This is a genomic window from Bradyrhizobium sp. WYCCWR 13022 (genome assembly GCF_030435535.1).
Lineage (GTDB): Bacteria > Pseudomonadota > Alphaproteobacteria > Rhizobiales > Xanthobacteraceae > Bradyrhizobium.
Genome location: NZ_JAUIZJ010000027.1, coordinates 126,053 through 148,592, shown reverse-complemented (window position 1 = coordinate 148,592; position 22,540 = coordinate 126,053). Strand labels below are relative to the sequence as shown.

Here is a 22,540-nt window from a genome sequence, read left to right as displayed (position 1 = left end):
ATGAACATCGTAGCCGAACACAAGATTTCGGGCGAACCGATCGACAGCAAGGCCCCCAAGCGTCCGGTCCGCCCGGTGCTCTGGTTCATCATCGTCGGCACGCTCCTGGCCGCGTTGGTCGGTGGCCTCGTCTGGTTCAATTATTTCCGTGGCCAGATGATCAAGCAGTTCTTCGCCAACAACAAGCCGCCGCCGACCCTGGTCAGTGCGGCCGAGGCGAAATCCGAGGTGGTGCCGAACCTGCTGACCGCGGTCGGTGGCCTCGCCGCCGTGCACCAGGTCGACGTCACCGCCGACGTCAACGGCCGCGTCACCGAGATCAAGTTCGAGCCCGGCACCCATGTCGAAGCCGGCACGCCGCTGGTGCAGCTGTTCGACGCGCCGGATCAGGGCGATCTCGCCAACTACAAGGCGCAGGCAACAGTCGCGCAGCTGTCGCTGGATCGCGCCAAGCAACTGGCCTCGCGCCAGTTCGGTCCGCAGGCGACCGTCGATTCCGCGCAGGCCGCCTACGACCAGGCGCTGGCCGGCATCGCCAAGACCGAAGCGCTGATTTCGCAGAAGCTCGTCCGCGCGCCGTTCTCCGGCGACCTCGGCGTCCGCAAGGTCGAGGTTGGCCAGTATCTGACGGCCGGCACGGCGATCGTCTCGCTGACCGATCTGTCGCAGCTATGGGCGAACTTCACGGTGACGGAGAAGGATTCGGCCAGCCTCAAGGTCGGCCAGTCGGTCCGGCTGAAGGTCGACGCCTATCCGGGCCGTACCTTCGACGGCAAGATCACCACGATCGAGCCGCAGATCGCCGCCGACACGCGCAACATTCGCGTGCAGGCAACGATTGCCAACCCCGAGAAGATCCTGAAGCCGGGCATGTTCGTGACCACCACGGTGGTGCTGCCGGACAAGCCGGCCGTGATCACCGTTCCGGAGACGGCCGTCGACTACACGCTGTACGGCGACTCCGTGTTCGTGATCACCGAGAAGCAGGGAGAGGACGGCAAGACCAGCCTGAACGCGGTGCGCACGTTCGTGCAGACCGGCAACCGGGTCAATGGCCGCGTCGAGATCATCAAGGGCTTGAAGGTGGGCGACAAGGTCGTCGCCGTCGGCCAGCTCAAGCTGCAGTCGGGCGCTGCTGTCGCGATCTCGACCGACCCCGCTCCGCAGATCCCTGCGCAGCCGCCACGCTACTGACAAGACACTCACGTGATGCGGCTTGGCCGGGTCACGTTTCTTGAGACAAAGAAATCGAGATCGCCGCGATGGCCTTTACTGATATTTTCATCAAGCGCCCGGTTTTGTCGGTCGTTGTCAGCCTGCTGATCCTGCTGATCGGCCTGCGCGCGGCGATGGTGCTGCCGATCCGGCAATATCCGAAGCTGTCGAACACGGTCATCAACATCACGACCGTCTATCCCGGCGCATCGGCGGACCTGATCCAGGGCTTCATCACGACGCCGATCGAGCAGGCGGTCGCTTCCGCCGAGGGTGTGGACTACATCACCTCGTCTTCGGTGCTCGGCACCTCGACGATTCAGGTCTACATCAAGCTGAACTTCGATCCGAACCAGGCGCTCACCGAGGTGCTGGCCAAGACGAACTCGGTCAAATACCTGATCCCGAAGGAGTCCAACGACCCGATCGTCACCAAGACCACGGGGCAGACCACGGCCGTGATGTATCTCGGCTTCTCGTCCGAGGAGCTGTCGGGCTCGGCGATCTCGGACTATCTGACGCGCGTGGTGCAGCCGGTGTTGTCGACCGTCGACGGCGTCGCGTCGGCCGACATCCTGGGCGGCCAGACCTTCGCGATGCGGCTGTGGCTTGATCCGGTGAAGATGGCCGGCCGCAACGTCTCGCCGGCCGACGTCGCCGCCGCGATCCAGGCCAACAACTTCCAGTCTGCGGCAGGCCAGACCAAGGGCTATCTCATCGTCTCGAACGTTTCGACGAATACGGGCCTGACCGACGTCAACCAGTTCAAGAAGATGATCGTCAAGGCCAAGGACGGCGGCTTCGTGCGCATGGAGGACATCGCCACCGTCGAGCTTGCCGCGCAGAGCACGGATGCGAGCGTGGCCTTCAACGGCGAGCACGCGATCTTCATCGGTGTGCAGGCAACGCCGCAGGGCAACCCACTGACGCTGGTCAAGGGCGTGCGCGCGCTGTTCCCCGAGCTCGAGCGCAATCTGCCGCCGTCGATGAAGATGAAGGTCGCTTACGATTCGACCAAGTTCATCCAATCCTCGATCGACGAGGTGGAGAAGACGCTGGGCGAAGCGGTGATCATCGTGATCGTGGTGATCTTCCTGTTCCTGGCCTCGCTTCGTTCGGTCGTCATTCCTGTCGTCACCATTCCGCTGTCGATGATCGGCGTCTGTACCCTGATGCTGGCGTTGGGCTTCAGCTTCAACTTGCTGACCCTGCTCGCGATGGTGCTCGCCATCGGCCTCGTGGTCGACGACGCCATCGTGGTGGTGGAGAACATCCACCGCCATCTGGAGGAGGGGAAGACACCGGTCCAGGCGTCGCTGCAAGGCGCGCGCGAGATCGTCGGTCCGGTCGTGTCGATGACCATCACGCTCGCGGCGGTGTATGCCCCGATAGGCTTCCTCGGCGGCCTTACCGGCTCGCTGTTCCGCGAATTTGCCTTCACGCTCGCGGGTTCGGTGATCGTGTCGGGCGTGATCGCGCTGACGCTGTCGCCGATGATGTGCTCGGTGCTCCTCAAGAACACCGAGGAGGGCCGCTTCGCCAAGCTCGTCAACAGGGTGTTCGGCGCGCTGACGCGCTGGTACGGCCGCAGGCTCGACCGCTCGCTCGACTACAAGGCCATCACCGGCCTCTTCGCCGTGACGATCCTCGGACTGGTCGGCTTCCTCTATATGCACACGTCGAAAGAGCTGGCACCGGAGGAAGACCAGGGCATCGTGTTCGCGGTGACCAAGGCGCCGAAATACGCCAACATCGACTATGTCGATTTCTACGGCGACAAGCTCGACAAGAAATTCCAGAAATTCCCCGAGACTGATCTGCGTTTCGTGCTGAACGGCATCAACGGTCCCCAGGGCGGCATCGCCGGCATGCTGCTCAAGCCGTGGGACGAGCGCAAGCGCTCGTCGATCGCGCTGAAGCCGCTGGTCCAGGCCGAGCTTTCCAAGATCGAGGGCGTGCAGGCGTTCGCATTCAACCTGCCGCCGCTGCCGGGCGGACCGGGCGGTCTGCCGGTGCAGATGGTCATCAGCTCCACCGCGGGCTTTCAGACCGTCTATGAGCAGATGGAGAAGCTGAAGGACGCCGCGCGCAAGAGCGGCATGTTCATCGTCTCCGACAGCGACCTCGCCTATAACCAGCCGAACGTCGAGGTCACGATCGACCGCACCAAGGCGCAGGATCTCGGCGTCAACATGCAGAACCTCGGCTCCACGCTCGCGGTCCTGCTCGGCGGCAACTACATCAACCGCTTCAATCTCCAGGGCCGTTCGTACCAGGTGATTCCGCAGGTGCCGCGCGGCGAGCGCCTCTCGCCGGAATCGCTCGGCGGCTATTACGTGACGACCAACACCGGACAGCAGCTCCCGCTGTCGACCGTGGTCTCGATCAAGACCAAGACCGATCCGAACTCGCTGACGCACTACAATCAGCTCAACTCGGCGACTTTCTCGGCCGTGCCGATGCCCGGCGTGACCGTCGGCGCCGCGGTCGACTTCCTCGAGGGCGAGGCCAAGAAGCTGCCGCAGGGCTTCAGCCACGACTATCTCGCAGATTCCAGGCAGTACGTGCAGGAAGGCAACCAGCTCGCGATCACCTTCGGGTTCGCGCTGATCATCATCTTCCTGGTGCTGGCCGCGCAGTTCGAAAGCTTGCGTGATCCGTTCGTGATCATGATCTCGGTGCCGATGGCGATCGTCGGCGCGTTGATCCCGCTGTTCTTCGGCGTGGCGACCATGAACATCTACACCCAGGTCGGTCTGCTCACCCTGGTCGGCCTCATCACCAAGCACGGCATCCTCATGGTGGAGTTCGCCAACGAGCTCCAGGTCAACGAACGGCTCGACCGCCGCTCGGCCATCGAGATGTCGGCCCGCATCCGTCTGCGGCCGATCCTGATGACGACGGCTGCGATGGTCACCGGCCTGATCCCGCTGCTGACGGCAACCGGCGCCGGTGCGGCCAGCCGCTTCTCGATCGGCCTCGTGGTCGTCGCCGGCATGTCGATCGGCACGCTGTTCACCCTGTTCGTGCTGCCGGCGGTTTACGTCGTGCTGGCGACCGACCATCGCGCAGCCGCCGATTCAGAGCGGAACAAGCAGGTGAACGAGATCGACCTCGACGCCAAGGCGCTGCGGACGACCTGACGCGAGAGCGCAATTTGCGTGCGAAGCGGCAACAGCCATCGCTGTTGCCGCTTTTTTTTGTCGTGCATTATCCCGTATTGTGACGACTGAAGCGTCGATGCGCTTGGACGGGTCGTTGGATGAAGAGACGTGAATTTCTTGCGGTGCTTGGCGGGGCGGCGCTGTCGCGGCCGGGCATGGCGACGGCCGATACACCCGGTCGCCTCTATCGGGTCGGCACGGTAACGCCGATCGCGCCCGTCACTGCGGAGAGCCGGGGCGGCAAGATTTTGATCAAAGTGCTTGAAGAGCGCGGTTTCAGGCTCGGCCAGAACCTGGCCTTCGAAGCGCGGGGCGCGCTCGGCGACGTCACCATGCTGCCCGCTCTGATCGCAGAGCTGAAGGCAAAGAGCGTCGATGTCATCGTGATCATCGGCTACCCGACGGCGATGGCCGCCAAGGCGGCCGGCATCGCCACTGTCGCGGCCAGCGGCGTCGGTGATCCCGTCGAAACCAGGCTGATCGAGAGCCTGGCGCATCCGGGTGGCAAGATCACGGGAATTTCTGACGTCGCAGCGACGCTCAGCGCCAAGCGGCTGTCGCTGCTCAAGGAGGTATCGCCGAAGCTGAGCAAGGTCGCGATGCTCTGGAACAAGGACGACCTTGGCATGACCATGCGCTATCAAGCGTCCGCGAAGGCGGCCCAGGCGCTTGGACTGACCGTGCAGGCGCTCGGCGTGCGCGAGCCCGACGATTTCGACGAAGCCTTCTCAGTGATGAGCGGCGATTTGCCCGACGGCATTCTGATGGTGGCGGACGCGTTGACCATTCTCAACCGCGAGCGCGTGTTCGAGTTTGCCGCTGTCCGAAGGTTGCCGGCGATCTATGAATTCGACGAATTCGCCCGCGATGGCGGCCTGATGTCCTACGGCGCGGATTCCGCGGAATCCTTCGAGCGGGCGGCCGCGCTGGTCGCCCGCATCTTCAATGGCGCCAATCCCGGCGACCTGCCGTTCGAGCTGCCGACCCGTTATCCTCTGGTGATCAATCTCAAGACGGCCAAGGCGACAGGGCTTGAAATTCCGCCGACATTGCTGGCACTTGCCGACGAGGTCATTGAATAGCCTTGTGCGCTGCAACGAGAGACAAGGTCAGGCCTTCTTGCTAGGCTTGGGGGAATGAGCATTTCCGTCCATCCCGACACCCCGCAAACCGGGCCGCTGCCGCGCGCGGCGGAAGGCAGCGTCGCGTCGGGCGAGGCGGAACCGGGGATCAGGACCCGGCTGTTCACCAAATATGTCGCGCTGTTCGTGGCGGTGGTGGCCGTCGCCCTGCTGGCCAACGGGCTGTTCGAGGTCTTGTTCTACTATCGGGAGCACAAGGCCGCGCTGATCCGGGTCCAGCACGAGCAGGCCGAGGCGGCTGCCGCCAAGATCAGCCAGTTCATCAAGGAAATCGAGAGCCAGCTCGGCTGGACCACGCAACTGCCGTGGTCGGCAGGCTCGATCGAGCCGCGCCGGTTCGACGCGTTGCGGCTGCTGCGTCAGGTGCCCGCCATCACCGAGCTCGCCCAGGTGGATTCGACCGGCAGGGAGCGCCTGCGCGTCTCGCGTCTGGCGATGGACGTGATCGACAGCGGCATCGACCTCTCGGACGATCCCAAATTCACCCAGGCCGTCGCCCACAAGGTCTTTTATGGCCCGGTCTATTTCCGCAGGGATTCCGAGCCTTACATGACGCTGGCGCAGGCCGGTGCGCGCAAGGATGCCGGCGTCAGCATCGCGGAAGTCAATCTCAAGCTGATCTGGGACATCGTGTCCCAGATCAAGGTCGGCGAGCACGGCCATGCCTTCGTCGTCGGTCCCGAGGGGCGCCTGATCGCGCATCCCGATATCAGCCTGGTCTTGCGCAATACCGACCTGTCGGGGCTGGCGCAGGTGCGCGCGGCGCTCGCCGGCGGCGGTGCAATGCCTGATGCCTTGCAGGAGGCGACCAACATCCAGGGGCAGAAGGTTCTGACGGCATCCGCGCCGATCAGCCCGCTGGGCTGGACCATGTTCGTCGAGCTGCCGGTCGAGGAGGCCTATGCGGCGCTCTACGCCTCGCTGGAGCGCCTTGCGATCGTGCTGCTCGCGGCCTCGGTCTTCGCCGTACTCGCCGGGATATTCCTGGCACGCCGCATGGTCGGCCCGATCCAGGCGCTGCGCATCGGCGCCGAGCGCATCGGCGGTGGTGATTTCGCCCAGCGGATCTCGATCAAGACCGGCGACGAGCTCGAAGGGCTCGCGGACCAGTTCAATCACATGGGCGAGCGCCTGCAGGAATCCTATGCCGACCTCGAAAGCAAGGTCGAGCAGCGCACCGCCGAATTGCGAGAATCACTGCAACAGCAAACGGCAACCGCCGATGTGCTGAAGGTGATCAGCCGCTCGACGTTCGATCTGCAGACCGTGCTCGACACGCTGGTCGGATCGGCGGCCCGATTGTGCGACGCGGATGAAGGAACGATCTTCCGCCCCCGCGACGGCGCCTTCTATCTGGCCGCGAGCTGCGGCCTCGATGCGGAACAGGAGAACAAGCTCCAGACGTTCGCTTCCGTGCCGGAGCGGGGAAGCGTCGTTGGACGCACCTTGCTCGATTGCAGGACAGTTCACGTTCCGGACGTGCAGGCTGATCCGGACTATGCACCTTCGTCTGCGCGAAGACGCTCCAACGTGCGTACGATGCTGGGTGTCCCTCTGCTTCGAGAGGGAACACCCATCGGGGTGTTCGTCTTGACCCGGCATGTCGTGCGCCCCTTCAGCGAGAAGCAGATCGAACTCGCCACGACATTCGCAGATCAGGCCCTCATTGCGATTGAGAATGTCCGCTTGTTCGAGCAGGTCCAGGAGCGCACCAGGGACCTGTCGCAATCCCTCGACGATCTACGTGCTGCCCAGGGTCGCCTGATCCAGACCGAGAAGCTGGCGTCGCTCGGCCAGCTCACGGCGGGTATCGCTCACGAGATCAAGAACCCGCTCAATTTCGTCAATAACTTCTCCTCGATCTCGACCGAGCTGATCGACGAACTCAACGAGATCTTGCAGACTGCCTCTCTCGACGACAAGACGAAGAACGAGGTGGACGAGCTGACCGCGATGCTGCGGGGCAATCTCGAGAAAGTGGTGCAGCATGGCAAGCGAGCCGATTCCATCGTCAGGAACATGCTGTTGCATTCGCGCGAAGGTTCCGGCGAGCATCGCCCCGCCGACATCAACGGGATCGTGGAGGAGAGCCTCAATCTGGCCTATCACGGTGCGCGTGCCGAGAAGCCCAACTTCAACGTCACGCTCAATCGCGACTTCGATCCGGCGGCCGGGATGGTCGATGTTTACCCGCAGGAAATCACCCGTGTCTTCCTCAATCTGATCTCGAACGGCTTCTATGCGGCGACCAAGCACAAGGAGAGCGCCGCCGAGGGCTTCGAGCCGACCTTGAGTGCAGCGACGAAAGATCTTGGCAATAGGGTGGAGATCCGGATCCGCGACAACGGCACGGGTATTCCGCAGGAAGTGAAGGAGAAGATGTTCAATCCCTTCTTCACCACCAAGCCGGCCGGCGAGGGCACCGGGCTTGGTCTGTCCATGAGCCATGACATCGTCGTGAAACAGCACGGCGGCTTGATCGATGTGAACATCACGTCCGGTCTTTTCACCGAATTCATCATCATCTTGCCGCGCGTGATGGCGGCAGACAGTACGTCCGGAGGCAAGATTTGAACGTTTACATTCTGGTCGTCGATGACGAGCCTGACGTCGAGGCGCTGTTCCGGCAGCACTTCCGGCGCGATTTGCGCGCAGGCCGCTTCCATATGGAGTTCGCGCTCTCGGCGCCCGACGCGATCAAGCGCGCGGCGGAGGTGCGAGATCCCTCGCTGATCCTGATCCTGTCGGATATCAACATGCCCGGCATGAGCGGGCTCGACATGCTGCCGAAGGTGCGTGCCGACCATCCGCATGTCCCCGTCATCATGATCACGGCCTATGGCGACGTCGAGACGCGCCGGAAGGCGATCGAAGGTGGCGCCACGGGGCTCCTCACCAAGCCGATCGACTTTGCGCTGTTGCGCCATGAGATCGATACCAGGCTCGAGCAGGCGGCATGATTCCGACCATCCTCTTCGTCGACGACGAGCCGGATCTGGAAGCGCTGATCCTGCAAAAATTCCGCAGGCAGATCCGCGACGGGCTCGTTGCCATCATGTTCGCACGGGATGGCCTCGAGGCGCTGGAGTCGCTCGAGCAGAATCCGCATGTCGACATGGTGGTCTCGGACATCAACATGCCGCGAATGGACGGGCTGTCGCTATTGCAAAAGCTGCAGGAAGCCGAGGACAAGAAGTCGACCATCATCGTCTCGGCGTATGGCGACATGAGCAACATCCGGACCGCCATGAACCGCGGGGCGTTCGATTTTCTGACCAAACCGATCGACTTCGCCGATCTCGAAACCACGATCGAGAAGACGCTTCGCCACATCGAGATGCTGCGTGAAGTGCGGCGCCGCCAGGCGGAGGCCGAACGTGCCCACGCCGCGCTGTCGCGGCATTTCTCGCCCGAGCTCGCCAAGCGTCTGGCGGAAGGCAGCGGCGGTGAGGGGATCGAGGTCCAGTGGCGCGATGTCGCCGTCATCTTCACTGATATCACCGGCTTCACCTCACTGGTCGAAAGCGCGCCTCCCGAGACGCTGGGCGCGCTCCTCAATGAATATGTCGGCGGAATGACCGAGGTCGTCTTCGCGCATGACGGGACCGTTGCCAAGATCATCGGTGATGCGATCCAGGTGCTGTTCAACGCGCCCGGCGATCAGCTGGACTATGCGACGCGTGCGGTCGCTTGCGCCCATGACATGGACGCGTGGGCGCAGGATTTTTGCGCGCGCCAGAAGGCCAAGGGAGTGAAGTTCGGCACTACCCGCATAGGCATTCACGCCGGCTCCGCACTGGTCGGCAATTTCGGCGGCAACCGTTTCTTCGACTACACCGCCTATGGCGACACGATCAACATCGCGGCGCGGCTAGAGGCCGCGAACAAGCAGCTGGGGACCCGCATCTGCGTCAGCTCCAGTGTCGCCGAGGCCGCGGCGAATTTTCAGGGACGTCCCGTGGGCGATCTGATGCTGCGCGGTCGCAGCGAGCCGCTGCGCGCATTCGAGCCGCTGCCGCAGGACAAATTTGATGCACCAGCGACAGCACAATATGCCGAGGCGTTTGCCAAGGTGGAGGCCGACGACGCCGCGGCGATGCCGGCCTTTGCCGCGCTGGTCGGGATGCATGCCGACGATCCGCTGGCCGGCTTTCACTTGAGGCGCCTGCTCAACGGCGCCAAGGGCATTCGCATCCAACTGGATTAAGGGCTCGACATGACGCGCGAATTTTCTGCCGGAAATTACCGGTTCATTCCCTCCGTATTCCAGTATTCGGCTGGTGCTGCTGCCGACGACGGCTATGAGATCGAGCGCGTCAGGTTCGATCGCCTGGTGCCGCTGGCGGAAGGGTTCGGACTGGCGGCAAAGTACATCCAGGCGCAAGAGCGTCCGTTGACGGCCTTCTGCGCCTGCGAGCTGCGCTCGCCGGCCGCGTTCAGCGAAGAGGGCTTTCGCGCGTTCAACCTGCATTACGTCAAAACGCTGTCCGAATGGGGCATCTTCGACGGAACGACCAATCCGGTCGCCCGGAGCAATGTCTGTCCGGAGATCGATCCGCCGTCGGAGCCGTCGTTCTACGCGTTCTCATTTACGCGGCCGACGACATCGAAGGCGCCGTCCTTCGTGATTGCCGGCGGCGCCGAGGCGCGCGAAGGCAGCGGCACCTATGTCGAGCGCACCGTGCGTTACCGCGATCTCAGCCCGGAAGGCCTGCGCGAGAAGGTACGGTTTACCACGACGTCGCAGATGGAAAACCGGATGACCGCGTTCGGATTCGGCTGGAAGGACACGACCGGCGTGCAGGCCTATTCCGTGCACGATTTTCATCACGCGCTGGTCGATGAGCTGGTTCGGCGTGGCGCATTGCGCTCGGGGCTCACCTGGCATTTTGCGCGGCCACCGGTGGTCGATCTCGAATACGAGATGGATTGCCGCCGCGTGATGCGCGAGATCGTCATCTAACGCTGCCGCGGGTCGAGCGCATCGCGCAGACCGTCGCCGAGCAGGTTCAGCGACAGCACCACCAGGAAAATCGCCAGCCCCGGCCAGATCGCCATCCACGGCGCCTGGGTCAGGAAACGTTGCGCCGCGTTGAGCATGCTGCCCCATGACGGCGACGGCGGTTGCTGGCCGAGGCCGAGGAACGACAGCGCTGCCTCGGCGATGATGGCCGCGGCGATCGACAGCGTCGCCTGCACCAGCAGGGCAGGCAGGATGTTCGGCAGGATGTGCGAAACCGCGATCCGCCAGGGCGGATTGCCGAGCGCGCGCGCCGCCTCGACATAGTCTTCGGCCTTGACGCTCAGCACTTGGCCGCGGGTGAGGCGAATGAAGACCGGTGTGGCCGAGATGCCGATCGCGATCATGGCATTGCCGAGGCTTGGACCGAGGAACGCCGCCAGTGCAATCGCCAGGATCAGGAACGGGCAGGCCAGCATCGCATCCGTGATCCGGCTGATCAGCGCGTCGACAAATCCGCCGCGATAGCCGGCGAGAAGGCCGAGCGGCACCCCGATGCCAAGCGCGATCGCAACCGAGATCAGGCCGGCGAGCAGCGATGCCCGCGCGCCGTAAATGACGCGGCTCAGGATATCGCGGCCGAGTTCATCCGTGCCGAACCAGTGCGCGGCCGTGGGCGGCTTGCGCACCAGGCTCCAGCTCGTCGCGATGGGATCATAGGGCACGATGAGCGGCGCCAGGACTGCGACAATGATGAACATCATGAGCACGATCAGCCCAAACACCGCCGCCTTGCGCTTGAAAAGGCGGCGCCGCGCCCGGCGCGCCGGGCTGTCCAGCTCGTCGGCTTGCACAAGGGAGGCGGGCAAGGCGGCGTCGGTCATGGCATTAGCCCCGCAGCCTTGGATTCACGAGAATATAGGCGACGTCGGCAATCAGATTGAGTGTGATGTAGACCGTCGCCGTCACCAGTACGACGCCCTGCACGACGGCGTAGTCGCGGTTGAAGACGGCGTCCACGATCAGCTTGCCGAAGCCGGGGATGGAGAAGATCTGCTCGGTCAGCACGGCGCCTGAGAGCAGCGTGCCAAGCTCGAGCGCACCGAGCGTGATGATGGGCGTCAGCGCGTTGCGCATGGCATGTTTGAGGATCACCGAGCGCTCGGACAAGCCCTTGGCGCGCGCGGTGCGGACATAGTCGCTTTCCAGCACCTGGAGCATGGCGCTGCGCGTATGCCGCATCAGGATCGCAGCAATGGCATTGCCGAGCACGAAGGCCGGCATGATGGTGGCGGCCAGGCTCGCGCGCCAGTTCTCGGTCAGCGGCACATAGCCCGAGGCGGGCAGCCAGCCGAGCTCGATCGAGAACAGGAAGATCAGCATGATTCCGAGCCAGAAATTCGGCGTCGAGATGCCCCACAGCGCGAAGAAATTGGCGCCGTAGTCCCACGCCGTTCCCTTCTTCACGGCCGCGACGATCCCGGCGGGAATGCCGATCAGGAAGGCGATGATGATCGCCATCGCACCGAGCTGCAGCGTCACCGGCAGTTTCTGCGCGATCAGCTCGCGCACCGGCATCTTGTTGCGCAAGGACTCGCCGAAGTCACCGACGAGGACCCCCTTGATCCAGTAGGCGTACTGCACGGGGACGGGCTGATCGAGCCGATACTGGTGCCGGATCTGCTCGATCACGGCCGGATCGCGCTCCTCGCCCGCCATCACCAGCGCGGGATCGCCCGGCAGCAATTGCTGCAGCGAGAAGATCAGCACCGACACGAAGAAAAGTGTCGGTACGATCTGAGCAAGCCGGCGGGCGAGGAAGTTCAGCATCCCCTATTCGTCACTTCAGCTTGAGGCCGACGACACGGACGAGGCCGTCGGGCATCTGCTTGTAGCCTTCGAGCTTGGTGGTGTGCGCGATGATGATACGGCGGTGATAGAGATAAAGGATCGGCTCCTCTTCCTGGACCAGTTTGGCGAGAGTTTCATAGCTGGCCTTGCGTTTGGCGGGGTCGGTCATGAGCCGCGCGTCTTCCAGTGCCTTGTCGGCCTGCGGATTGTTCCAGTCGCCGTAATTCTGAGGCGCGTTGCTGTGCAGGAAGATGAAGCTGTTGCCGTCGGGATCGACCCGGCCGCTCCAGGCGAGCATGAAGGCCTGGTAGTCGCCGGCCTCGGCCTGCTTCAGTCCAGTCGCGAATTCGGTGACGCGGATCTTCATGTCGAAGCCGGCTTCCGCTGCCATCGCCTGGATCACCTGCGCCGGTGTCTCCGTCTCCGCGCCCTTTGGCACCAGGAAATCGACGCTGACCGGCAGCTTCACACCGGCTTCCTTCAGCAGGGCCTTGGCCCTCTCGACATTGCGGGCGCGGACTGGAAGGCTCTTCTGGTAGTAGGGATGATCGGGATTGACCCATTGATTGCCGACCTGGAACTCGCCGTTGAATACGACCTGGTTGATCGCTTCGCGGTCGATGGCAAGGTCGAGCGCCTGCCGCACCTTGGCGGATTGGCTGAGCGGGCCCTTGGCCTTGTCCTTGCCGATGTTGAGCGTGATGCCTTGATAGCCGAGTTCGATGGCGGTCGCGACCTTCAGCCGTGAATCGCCACGCACCTCCTTGAGATCGGTGGCGAGCACGCGCTCGATCAGATCGAGGCCGCCCGATTTCAGATTTGCCAGCCGCACGGTGGCATCGACGATGGGCTGGAACACGATCTTGTCGATGAAGACGTTGTCCTTATTCCAATAGTCGGCGAACTTCTCGAACACGATGCGGTCCTGCTGCACGCGCTCGACGAACTTGTAGGGGCCGGCGCAGACCGGGTGCAGGCCGAACTTGTCGCCTTCTTCCTTTGCCGCCTTCGGCGAAACCATCATGCCGGCGCGATCGGTGAGCTGGGCGAGCAGCGGCGAGAACGGCGACTTCAACACCAGCTTGATGGTGAGGGGGGCGACGACTTCGATGTGGTCGACCGAGGCGAGCTCCGGCTTGCGGAAGGAGCCAGGCAGCGTCAGGTGGCGCTCCAGCGAGAATTTTGCGGCTTCCGCATCGAACGGTTCGCCATCGTGAAATTTCACACCGGGACGCAGCTTTATGATGAGGCCCTTGCCGTCGTCGACCGTCTCGCTCGACAGCGCGAGTTGCGGCACGATGTTGAGCTTCTCGTCGATGTCGAACAGCTTGTCGCAGAACGCGGCGAACACGATGCGGCCGACATAGGTCCGCGCCATCGTGGGATCGAGGATATCGGGATCCTCGGCAAGGCCAATGCGCAGCGTGGTCTGGGCCTGGGCGGCTCCAAGCGATAGCAGGAACGCGGCCGCCGCTGCGGCCAGGCGAAGTATCTTCATCGGACAGTCCCCATTGCTCAGGCTACGTCGTCGTAGACCTTGCACTCAGTATACCAACACCGGGCTGGCTCGCGCCTTCCGTCTTTCGGCTGAATGCCGCGACTAATTTCGCCAGTGCCGGCGAAAATCCGGCCGCTGCGGGCAGAATCGTGTCGGCCGGGGGCAGATCGTTGACGCGATGGCAGGCGGTGGCGTGGCTTGCACCGTTATCCACCAGGGCTGGCGCCTCAGTGCGGCAGCGGTCGATCACGAAGGGGCAGCGGGTATGGAAGCGACAGCCGGCCGGCGGATTGAGTGCGCTCGGGATGTCGCCTTGCAGCACGACCTTCGCGCGCTTGGCGTGCGGCTGCGGCAAGGGGATCGCTGACAGCAACGCGCGGCTGTAGGGATGGCGGGGACGGGCGAACAACTCGTCCGCATCAGCCTCTTCGACGATCTGGCCGAGGTTCATCACCGCGACGCGGTCGGCGATGTGCTTGACCACGGCGAGGTCGTGCGAGACGAAGATATAAGCAAGGCCGAGCCGGTCCTGCAACTCGCGCAGCAAGTTGAGGATCTGCGAGCGGATCGAGACGTCGAGCGCCGAGACGGGCTCGTCGCAGATGATCAGTTTCGGCTCGACCGCGAGCGCACGCGCGATGGCGATGCGCTGGCGCTGGCCGCCGGAGAACTCGTGCGGATAGCGCCGCGCCAGCCGCGGCTCGAGGCCGACCAGCCGCAGGATCTCAGCGACGCGCTCGCGCCGCTGCGCAGGTGGTACGAGATCGTGCAGCGAGAGCGGCTCGGTCAGGATCTGGCCCACGGTCATGCGCGGATTGAGCGAAGCGTAGGGGTCCTGGAAGATGATCTGCGCCTCGCGCCGGAATTTTCGCAGCGCATCGGCATCGAGAGAGAGGAGGTCGCGGCCGTCGAAGCGTACGCTGCCTGCATCGGGCTCGATCAGCCGCAGCACCAGGCGGCTGACGGTGGATTTGCCGCAACCGGATTCGCCGACCAACGCGAGCGTCTTGCCGGCTTCGAGCGAAAAGGATACGCCATCGACGGCTTTGACATGCGCGCGCGCCTGGCCGAACAGCGATCGCTTGGCGACGAAATGCTTGACCAGGCCTTCGACCTCGAGCAGCGCCATCACGACACCAGACGTTCGAGCGGCGCGCGGATGCAGCGCGAGGCATGGCCGGGGCTGACGTCCACCAGCGGCGGCGGCGCCTTGCTGCAGGCCTCCAGCACGAACGGACAGCGCGCGGCGAAACGGCAGCCGGCCGGTGGCTGCGCCATGTTCGGCACCATGCCTTCGATCGTCGCCAGTTGCTCGGCGCGATGGTCGAGCCGCGGGATGGAGCCGAGCAGGCCGACCGTGTAGGGATGCTGTGGCGTTGAGAACAATTCATCGACCGGCGCGCGCTCGACGATCTCGCCGGCATACATCACCGCGACCTCGTCGCAGACCTCTGCCACGACGCCGAGATCGTGGGTGATCAGAATGATGGCGGCGCCGCTTGCGGCCTTCAGCTCGCGCATCAGCTCCAGGATCTGCGCCTGCAGCGTGACGTCGAGCGCGGTGGTCGGCTCGTCCGCGATCAGGAGCTGCGGATCGCAGGCCAGCGCCATCGCGATCATCACGCGCTGGCGCATGCCGCCGGAAAGCTTGTGCGGATATTCGTCGATCCGCCGCTCGGGCGAGGGGATGTGGACGCGACGCAAGAGCTCGACTGCCCGTTCGCGCGCGGTCTTCCGTGAAACGCCACGGTGACGCAAGATGGTCTCGATGATCTGGTCGCCGATCGTAAAACTCGGATTGAGCGACGTCATCGGCTCCTGGAAGATCATCGCGAGCCGGTTGCCGCGCAGGTCGCGCAACGTCTGATCCGCGGTCTTCAGCAGGTCGAAACCGTCGAAGCGAATCGCGCCTGATATCTCCGTTGTCTGCTTCGGCAGCAGCCCCATGATCGCAAGCGAGGTCACGCTCTTGCCGCAGCCGGACTCGCCGACGAGTCCCAGCGTGGCGCCATTGGCGACACTGAGATCGACGCTGTCGACCGCGTGGGTGATGCGGCCGTCGTCGCCGTGAAAACGGATGCGCAGGTCCCTGATCTCGATGAGAGGGCTCGCGCTCATGCTTGCCTTGCCTGCGCCGCTTTGATGCTGGCGTCGATGACGCTGCGATCGGTGTTGCCGGCCGGGTTCTGCCGGGTCGGCATGGACGGGCGGAAGTGGACCCAGAGCTCGTGGCTGACGCGTTCGAGCCGATCGAGCTCGTCGAGCGGATCAGGATGGTCGTCCGCGCGGATATCCAGCGCCGGCCATTCCTCCTCGCCGTGGATCAGCAGCGCCGCCGATTGCTTGCCGCGCTTGTCGCCGCCGGCGGCTTCGCCTGCGCGCATCGCGGCAAGCAGCCGGCGCGGGAAGGGCAGGCTGTCATTGGCGATATAGGTCTTCGCGGTCTCGGCAAGGACGTCGGCGCCCGCCAGCATGTTGCCTGCGATCGAAAAGCCGCTGCCGGCAATATGTCCGCACCAGTCGATGCAATCGCGTCCGGTATGCGCGGCGATCGCGCCGCTCGCATCCATGATGTGGACCTGGCGGCTCTCGCGGCCATCATCGGCCGCGAGCAGCGTGGCGAGGATGTCATGGACGTTGAGGCCTTCCCGGAGCAGCTTGACGCCGTCGATCCCGTAATAGGGATTGACGAAAGCCTGGGTCGCAATGGCGCCGAGGCCGGCCGAAATGTAGGGCACGCGGGCGCCGACGGCGAAGAAGCGGGTCGCAACCGCGATACCGAACTGGCCGGTGGCTGGATCTCGCGCGATGATCGACCAGGTCATGTGTTGCCTTTACCGTCCCGCGGCGTAACCCTGCATGCCGCGCGGATTGGCGGCGGCGCGCCGACGCACGCCGACGCGCGAGGCCGCGGTGAGGCGGCCTTCCGACCAGTCGGGGCCGACCTCGACGATATGTCCGCGCTCGCGAAGGTTCTCGATCGTCGCCTTCGGCACGCGGTTCTCGACCACGAGCACACCGGGGCGCGCGGTGCGCGGCCAGAACGAGATCGGGAAGTGCTCGGAGTGCCAGGCCGGCGCATCGATCGCTTCCTGGAGATTGAGGTTGCAATGGACGTGGCGCAGGAAGAACTGGGTGATCCATTGGTCCTGCTGGTCGCCGCCGGGCGAGCCCCAGGCAAGATACGGCTCACCGTCGCGCAGCGCCATGGTCGGCGACAGCGTGGTGCGGGGTCGCTTGCCCGGTGCGAGCGAGCCAGGATGGTTTTCCTCCAGCCAGAACATCTGGGCGCGGCTGCCGAGGCAGAAGCCAAGCTCGGGAATGACAGGCGAGGATTGCAGCCAGCCACCCGACGGTGTCGAGGACACCATGTTGCCGGCCTTGTCGATGATGTCGAAATGCACGGTGTCGCCGCGCACCTCGCCGAAGCGTCCTACCGTCGGCTCGCCGGCGCCGAGCGCACCGACCGCCTCGCGCTGGCCCTCGGCACGGCGCAGCTTGACCACGCCGCCGAAGCCTTCGACGGTGCCGGGCACGAAATCGAGCGATGCCTTCTCGGTGACGAGCTTGCGGCGCTGGTCGTTATAGGCATCTGACAACAGTGTCGAGATCGGAATCTCGGAGAACTTCGGGTCGCCGTAGAACTTTTCGCGGTCGGCGAAGGCAAGCTTGGCGCATTCGATCTGGAGATGGATGAACTCAGGTCCGGTCGGATCGAGGCCGTCGAGTGCAAAACCTTTCAGCAGTGCGAGCTGCTGCAGCGTTACCGGGCCCTGGCTCCAGACGCCGGCCTTGCAAACGGTGTAGCGGCCGTAATCGTAAGTCAGGGGCGCCTCGACCGTCGGCTGCCAGCGCGCCATGTCGTCAGCGGAAAGAACGCCGCGATGCGGCGAGCCGCTGACGTCCATGACTTCTTGTGTGCGGCAGAACTTGTCGATGGCTTCCGCAACGAAGCCTTGCGACCAGGCTTTGCGTGCGCGCTCGATCTCGGCGTCGCGACCACCGCCGCCGCTCTCGGCCTCGCTGAGAATGCGCGTGTAGGTCGCGGCCAGCGTCTTGTTGGTGAAGATCGTGCCGGGTTTCGGCACCTCGCCGTTCGGAAGATACACCGCGGCCGAGGTCGGCCAGTGCTTGCGGAACAATTGCTCGACGGTCTGGATCGTGGCGCAAGCGCGCTCGACCAGCGGATAGCCGTCACGGGCATAGGAGATCGCCGGCTCCAGTACGTCACGGACACGCATCGTGCCGTAGTCGCGCAGCAACATCATCCAGGATTCGAACGTGCCGGGAACGCAGGCCGCGAGCAGGCCCGTGCCAGGCACCATGTCGAGGCCCTCGCTCTTGTAATGTGCGATGGTCGCGCGCGCCGGGGCTGGGCCCTGGCCGCAGATCACTTCGGTGCGTCCGCGCTTCACGTCATGCACGATGACGGGCACATCGCCGCCAGGACCATTCAGATGCGGCTCGACAACCTGGAGCGTGAAGGCGGTGGCGACGCCGGCATCAAACGCGTTGCCACCCTTTTCCAGGATGGCCATGCCGACCGCGGTTGCGATCCAGTGCGTGGTGGCAACGACCCCGAATGTGCCCTCGATCTCGGGACGCGTCGTGAACGGATCCGGATTGACGTTGCTGGCCATGGACTACCTCATTTACGGCGCGCGCAATTGATCACATCAGGTGCTGGAATGCCAAATGCACAGGCCGCATGGCACGCGCGCGTTATGCCGGGACCGGCGCGGTGTTAACGGCATGGCAGGCGACGCCGTCAATCAGTTTTGGAGCTTCCTTGCGGCAGAGGTCGAACGCCAGCGGGCAGCGCGGGTTGAAGGCGCAGCCGGGCGGCGGATTGATCGGGTTCGGGATCTCGCCCTTCACCGGAATGCGCTGGCGGCCGCTCATGGCAAGATCAGGCACGGCGCCCAGCAGCATCTTGGTGTAGGGCATGCGCGGGCTGGCAAACAATTCGCGCCCTTCCGCGATCTCGACGATGCGGCCGAGATACATTACGCCGACCCGGCTCGCCATGTGGCGGACCACGGCGAGGTTGTGGCTGATGAACATGTAGGTCAGGCCGAACTTGTCCTGGAGATCGCGCATCAGATTCAGGATTTGCGCCTGCACGGAGACGTCGAGCGCAGAGGTCGGCTCGTCGCAGACGATGAACTCGGCGTCGGAGGCGAGCGCCCGCGCGATTGCGATGCGCTGGCGCTGGCCGCCGGAAAATTCATGCGGGAACTTCAGCCGATCGTCGGGATGCAGGCCGACGAGGCTGAGCAACTCACCGACGCGGGCCTGGATGTCGCGCTCGCCCTGGATCAGGTCGAAGGCGCGGATCGGCTCAGAGATGATGGCATCGACCCGGAAGCGCGGGTTCAGGCTCGCATAGGGATCCTGGAAAATCATCTGGATACGGCGGCGCAGCTTTCGTCGCGCCTGGCCTTGCCGCGGATCGGTCATCGAGACGCCGTCGATCAGGACATCGCCGGAGCTCGGCGGCAACAGGCCGACCACCATCCGGGCCACCGTGGTCTTGCCGGAGCCGGACTCGCCGACCAGCGCAAAGGTCTCGCCCTTCTTGATGTCGAAGGTGACACCGTCGACAGCCTTGAGATATTCGAGATGGCCACCCTCGAGCACGCGGTTGAGCCAGGGCTTCGAGACATCGAAGACGCGGCGCAGATTTGTGGCCTGGACGAAGGGGACGCTCATGCCGCGGTCTCCGCCGGCGCGGTGTCATAGAGATGGCAGGCGACGGATTGCGCACCGTGGGACAGCGGTTCCGGCCGTTCAACCCGGCAGCGGTCGAACGCGGAAGCGCAGCGCGGATTGAATGAGCAGCCGGGCGGGATCGCCGACAGGCGGGGCATCGAGCCTGGAATCTGCACCAGACGCTTGTCATCGCCGGCAAGCGTCGGGATCGCACCCATCAGGCCCTTGGCATAGGGATGCAGCGGGTTCCTGACGACGTCCTGCACCGGGCCGATTTCGGCGACGCGGCCGGCATACATCACCGCGACGCGGTCTGAAGTCTCGGCGATCACGCCCATGTCGTGGGTCACCAGCATCACGGCGGTGCCGTGGTCGCGGCCGAGCCGCTTGATCAGCGAGATGATCTGCGCCTGCACGGAGACGTCGAGCGCGGTGGTTGGCTCGTCCGCGATGATCAGTTCCGGCTCGGCGCAGATCGCAAGCGCAATCACCACACGCTGGCGCATGCCGCCCGAGAATTCGTGGGGATAGCCGTCGATGCGCTTTTCCGGAGCGGGAATGCCGACTTCGGCAAGCAGGTCGATGGCGCGGCGGCGCGCGGCCTGTTCGGAGAGATTGAGATGGGTCCGGATCGTCTCGACGATCTGGTCGCCGACCTTGTACAGCGGATTGAGCGAAGTCAGCGGATCCTGGAAGATCATGCCGATGCGCTTTCCCCGGATACGGCGCATTTCCTCCGGCGGCAGATTGTCGATACGCGTGCCGGCGAGACGGATCTCACCGCCGGCGATGCGGCCGGGCGGATCGATCAGGCCGATCACCGAAAGCCCCGTGACGGACTTGCCGGCGCCGGATTCGCCGACGACGCCTAGCACTTCGCCCTTGGCGATGTCGAAGGAGACGCCATCGATGGCGCGCAACGTGCCGCGACGGGAGGCGAACTCGACCCGGAGATTGCGGACGGAGAGAACGGGTTCGGTCATGAACGCTGCATACTCATCGGAGTTTGGGGTTGAGCGCGTCGCGCAGCCAGTCGCCGAGCAGATTGATCGACAGGATCAGCGCTGCGAGCGCAATCCCGGGGAAGGCGACGATCCACCATTCGCCTGCGAACAGATAGCCGTTGCCGATGCGGATCAACGTGCCGAGCGACGGCATGGTCTCGGGCATGCCCGAGCCGAGGAACGACAGCGTTGCCTCGGTGATGATGGCGAGTGCGAGGTTGATGGTGGCGATCACGAGGATCGGCCCGGTGGTGTTCGGCAGCACATGGCGCAGCATGATGACGGGGGCGGGTAGGCCGATCAATTGCGCGGCTGCAACATAGTCCTTGTTCTTCTCGACCAGGACCGAGCCACGCACCGTGCGCGCGTATTGCACCCAGAAGCTCAGGCCGATCGCAAAGACCAGCACCGCCAGCATGCTCATCTCGTCGAGCTTGTTGCCAAAGACCGATTTGGCGATGCCGTTGATCAGCAGTGCAATCAGGATGGCCGGAAACGAGAGCTGCACGTCGGCGATGCGCATGATCAGCCCATCGACGGCGCCGCCGAAATAGCCAGCCGTCAGCCCGAGCAGGATACCGATCGCGCCGGAGAGGACGACGCCGAGGACGCCGACGAGCAGCGAGATGCGCAGGCCGTAGAGGATAGCGGACAGCACGTCGCGCCCCTGTTCGTCGGTGCCGAGCAGGAACGGGCTCTGTCCGTCTGCGGTCCAGAGCGGCGGGATGCGCGAATTCATCAACTGGAGCTGTGCCGGGTCGAACGGATTTTGCACCGACAGCACGGAGGCAAAAATCGCGATCAGAAAGAACAGCAGCGTCACACCCGCCGCGATCATGGTGATCTTGGAGCGGCGAAACGAATAAAACACGTCGCTGTCGAGCGCGCGCTTGAACCAGCCAGGTGCTGTCGCGGGACGCTTCTCGGTGGTGTGGGGAACGACGGCCTCGCTCATGTCAGTGCGCCCGGCTGACCGTCGAGCGCAGCCGCGGATCGACGATGGTGTAGAGAATATCAACCACGAGATTGATGGTGACGAAGATCAGGGACACCATCATCAAATAGGCCGCCATGATCGGGATATCGACGTTCTGAACGGCCTGAACGAACAGGAGCCCCATGCCCGGCCATTGGAACACGGTCTCGGTGATGATCGCGAAAGCAATGACCGAGCCAAATTGCAGACCGGCCACGGTGATGACGGGAACCAGCGTGTTGCGCAGGGCATGGCCGAAATGAATTGCCCGTGTGGTGAGCCCACGCGCGCGGGCGAAGCGGATGTAGTCGGTGCGCAACACCTCCAGCATCTCCGCGCGGACCAGGCGCATGATCAGCGTCATCTGGAACAGGCCAAGCGTGATCGACGGCATGATCAGCGCCTTCAGGCCGGACAGCGTCAGGAGCCCCGTCGTCCACCAGCCGATATGCACGACGTCGCCGCGGCCGAACGAGGGCAGCCAGCCGAGCGTCACCGAGAACAGGTAGATCATGAGAATGCCGATCAGGAAGGTCGGCAGCGAAATGCCGATCAGCGAGACGGCCTGGAAGATGTGCGCGAGCCAGCTGTCACGGCGCAGCGCCGAATAGACCCCCATCAGGATGCCGCTGATCATCGCGAAGATGGTGGCGCAGATCGCAAGCTCCAGCGTTGCGGGCATCCGCTCCATCAGCAGGTTCGTGACCGGCAGGCGGAATTGGTAGGACACGCCGAACTTGAATTGCGCGGCGTTGCCGACGTAGCGGCCGAATTGCACGATCACGGGATCGTCGAGCCCGAGCGATTTGCGGATCGCGGCGCGTTCGGCGCCCGAGGTATCCATCCCGACCATCTGGTTCACGGGATCGCCGGCGAAGCGAAACATCGAGAACGCGATGACGCCGACGGCGATCATGACACCGATGGCCTGGATGGCCCGGCGCAGTGTGAAAGCGAGCATCTGTTCCTTTCACATCTCTTCAGCAGCACGCATCATTGCGTTAGCCCGAAACGGCAA

18 protein-coding genes are annotated in these 22,540 nt (G+C 64.1%); 7 read left to right on the top strand and 11 right to left on the bottom strand.

The annotated features are described in order from the left end of the window. The 7 genes from QY049_RS32260 (at position 1) to QY049_RS32230 (ending at position 10,484) form a co-directional block, all read left to right on the top strand. Complete coding sequence (locus QY049_RS32260) at positions 1-1,194, top strand: efflux RND transporter periplasmic adaptor subunit (RefSeq protein WP_194482799.1); 1,194 nt, start codon at positions 1-3, stop codon at positions 1,192-1,194. 68 nt (positions 1,195-1,262) lie between these two features. After that, the gene (locus QY049_RS32255; RefSeq protein WP_258762575.1) at positions 1,263-4,358 is read left to right on the top strand and encodes a MexW/MexI family multidrug efflux RND transporter permease subunit; all 3,096 of its coding nucleotides are present in this window, start codon (positions 1,263-1,265) and stop codon (positions 4,356-4,358) included. 119 nt (positions 4,359-4,477) lie between these two features. After that, entirely contained in the window at positions 4,478-5,461 is a 984-nt protein-coding gene (locus tag QY049_RS32250; RefSeq protein ID WP_258762574.1) for an ABC transporter substrate-binding protein, read from the top strand. A gap of 54 nt (positions 5,462-5,515) precedes the next feature. Continuing rightward, entirely contained in the window at positions 5,516-8,095 is a 2,580-nt protein-coding gene (locus QY049_RS32245) for a cache domain-containing protein (protein WP_301270393.1), read from the top strand. Then, a complete protein-coding gene (locus QY049_RS32240; RefSeq protein ID WP_194477005.1) occupies positions 8,092-8,481 on the top strand; it encodes a response regulator in 390 nt (129 codons plus the stop codon). The genes QY049_RS32245 and QY049_RS32240 overlap by 4 nt, the downstream gene beginning before the upstream one ends. Continuing rightward, the gene (locus QY049_RS32235) at positions 8,478-9,728 is read left to right on the top strand and encodes an adenylate/guanylate cyclase domain-containing protein (protein WP_258762571.1); all 1,251 of its coding nucleotides are present in this window, start codon (positions 8,478-8,480) and stop codon (positions 9,726-9,728) included. Before QY049_RS32240 ends, QY049_RS32235 begins: the two co-directional genes overlap by 4 nt. Before the next feature lie 9 nt (positions 9,729-9,737). Continuing rightward, positions 9,738-10,484, top strand: coding sequence for a hypothetical protein (locus QY049_RS32230; protein ID WP_258762570.1), 747 nt, complete (start codon positions 9,738-9,740; stop codon positions 10,482-10,484). Here QY049_RS32230 and QY049_RS32225 read toward each other — a convergent pair. From QY049_RS32225 to QY049_RS32175, 11 genes are all read right to left on the bottom strand, one after another. After that, entirely contained in the window at positions 10,481-11,365 is an 885-nt protein-coding gene (locus QY049_RS32225) for an ABC transporter permease (protein WP_194477002.1), read from the bottom strand. The two genes, QY049_RS32230 and QY049_RS32225, sit on opposite strands and share 4 nt — an antisense overlap. 4 nt (positions 11,366-11,369) lie before the next feature. Next, the gene (locus QY049_RS32220) at positions 11,370-12,311 is read right to left on the bottom strand and encodes an ABC transporter permease (RefSeq protein WP_258762569.1); all 942 of its coding nucleotides are present in this window, start codon (positions 12,309-12,311) and stop codon (positions 11,370-11,372) included. A 10-nt stretch (positions 12,312-12,321) separates the two neighbouring features. Continuing rightward, positions 12,322-13,830, bottom strand: coding sequence for an ABC transporter substrate-binding protein (locus tag QY049_RS32215; RefSeq protein WP_258762568.1), 1,509 nt, complete (start codon positions 13,828-13,830; stop codon positions 12,322-12,324). Between the two features lie 22 nt (positions 13,831-13,852). Continuing rightward, positions 13,853-14,959 (bottom strand): ABC transporter ATP-binding protein, encoded by a 1,107-nt coding sequence (locus tag QY049_RS32210; RefSeq protein WP_258762567.1) that lies wholly within the window; start codon positions 14,957-14,959, stop codon positions 13,853-13,855. Then, the gene (locus QY049_RS32205; protein WP_194476998.1) at positions 14,959-15,948 is read right to left on the bottom strand and encodes an ABC transporter ATP-binding protein; all 990 of its coding nucleotides are present in this window, start codon (positions 15,946-15,948) and stop codon (positions 14,959-14,961) included. Before QY049_RS32205 ends, QY049_RS32210 begins: the two co-directional genes overlap by 1 nt. Then, complete coding sequence (locus tag QY049_RS32200) at positions 15,945-16,655, bottom strand: DUF1028 domain-containing protein (RefSeq protein WP_301270392.1); 711 nt, start codon at positions 16,653-16,655, stop codon at positions 15,945-15,947. The genes QY049_RS32205 and QY049_RS32200 overlap by 4 nt, the downstream gene beginning before the upstream one ends. A 9-nt stretch (positions 16,656-16,664) precedes the next feature. Beyond that, positions 16,665-18,470, bottom strand: coding sequence for a gamma-glutamyltransferase family protein (locus tag QY049_RS32195; protein ID WP_258762565.1), 1,806 nt, complete (start codon positions 18,468-18,470; stop codon positions 16,665-16,667). 82 nt (positions 18,471-18,552) lie between these two features. After that, a complete protein-coding gene (locus tag QY049_RS32190) occupies positions 18,553-19,542 on the bottom strand; it encodes an ABC transporter ATP-binding protein (protein WP_194476995.1) in 990 nt (329 codons plus the stop codon). After that, positions 19,539-20,525: an ABC transporter ATP-binding protein gene (locus QY049_RS32185; RefSeq protein WP_194476994.1), complete on the bottom strand. Its 987-nt coding sequence runs from the start codon at positions 20,523-20,525 to the stop codon at positions 19,539-19,541. The genes QY049_RS32190 and QY049_RS32185 overlap by 4 nt, the downstream gene beginning before the upstream one ends. A 13-nt stretch (positions 20,526-20,538) precedes the next feature. Then, entirely contained in the window at positions 20,539-21,501 is a 963-nt protein-coding gene (locus tag QY049_RS32180; RefSeq protein ID WP_194476993.1) for an ABC transporter permease, read from the bottom strand. Between the two features lies 1 nt (position 21,502). After that, positions 21,503-22,483 (bottom strand): ABC transporter permease, encoded by a 981-nt coding sequence (locus tag QY049_RS32175; protein ID WP_194476992.1) that lies wholly within the window; start codon positions 22,481-22,483, stop codon positions 21,503-21,505. Positions 22,484-22,540 lie beyond the last annotated feature (57 nt).

Excerpts from the sequence above, each read along its gene's own strand:
- QY049_RS32260 (WP_194482799.1), top strand. The coding sequence starts at position 1 with ATGAACATCGTAGCCGAACACAAGATTTCGGGCGAACCGATCGACAGC.
- QY049_RS32255 (WP_258762575.1), top strand. The coding sequence starts at position 1,263 with ATGGCCTTTACTGATATTTTCATCAAGCGCCCGGTTTTGTCGGTCGTT.
- QY049_RS32250 (WP_258762574.1), top strand. The coding sequence starts at position 4,478 with ATGAAGAGACGTGAATTTCTTGCGGTGCTTGGCGGGGCGGCGCTGTCG.
- QY049_RS32245 (WP_301270393.1), top strand. The coding sequence starts at position 5,516 with ATGAGCATTTCCGTCCATCCCGACACCCCGCAAACCGGGCCGCTGCCG.
- QY049_RS32235 (WP_258762571.1), top strand. The coding sequence starts at position 8,478 with ATGATTCCGACCATCCTCTTCGTCGACGACGAGCCGGATCTGGAAGCG.
- QY049_RS32230 (WP_258762570.1), top strand. The coding sequence starts at position 9,738 with ATGACGCGCGAATTTTCTGCCGGAAATTACCGGTTCATTCCCTCCGTA.
- QY049_RS32225 (WP_194477002.1), bottom strand. The coding sequence starts at position 11,365 with ATGACCGACGCCGCCTTGCCCGCCTCCCTTGTGCAAGCCGACGAGCTG.
- QY049_RS32220 (WP_258762569.1), bottom strand. The coding sequence starts at position 12,311 with ATGCTGAACTTCCTCGCCCGCCGGCTTGCTCAGATCGTACCGACACTT.
- QY049_RS32215 (WP_258762568.1), bottom strand. The coding sequence starts at position 13,830 with ATGAAGATACTTCGCCTGGCCGCAGCGGCGGCCGCGTTCCTGCTATCG.
- QY049_RS32210 (WP_258762567.1), bottom strand. The coding sequence starts at position 14,959 with ATGGCGCTGCTCGAGGTCGAAGGCCTGGTCAAGCATTTCGTCGCCAAG.
- QY049_RS32205 (WP_194476998.1), bottom strand. The coding sequence starts at position 15,948 with ATGAGCGCGAGCCCTCTCATCGAGATCAGGGACCTGCGCATCCGTTTT.
- QY049_RS32200 (WP_301270392.1), bottom strand. The coding sequence starts at position 16,655 with ATGACCTGGTCGATCATCGCGCGAGATCCAGCCACCGGCCAGTTCGGT.
- QY049_RS32195 (WP_258762565.1), bottom strand. The coding sequence starts at position 18,470 with ATGGCCAGCAACGTCAATCCGGATCCGTTCACGACGCGTCCCGAGATC.
- QY049_RS32190 (WP_194476995.1), bottom strand. The coding sequence starts at position 19,542 with ATGAGCGTCCCCTTCGTCCAGGCCACAAATCTGCGCCGCGTCTTCGAT.
- QY049_RS32185 (WP_194476994.1), bottom strand. The coding sequence starts at position 20,525 with ATGACCGAACCCGTTCTCTCCGTCCGCAATCTCCGGGTCGAGTTCGCC.
- QY049_RS32180 (WP_194476993.1), bottom strand. The coding sequence starts at position 21,501 with ATGAGCGAGGCCGTCGTTCCCCACACCACCGAGAAGCGTCCCGCGACA.
- QY049_RS32175 (WP_194476992.1), bottom strand. The coding sequence starts at position 22,483 with ATGCTCGCTTTCACACTGCGCCGGGCCATCCAGGCCATCGGTGTCATG.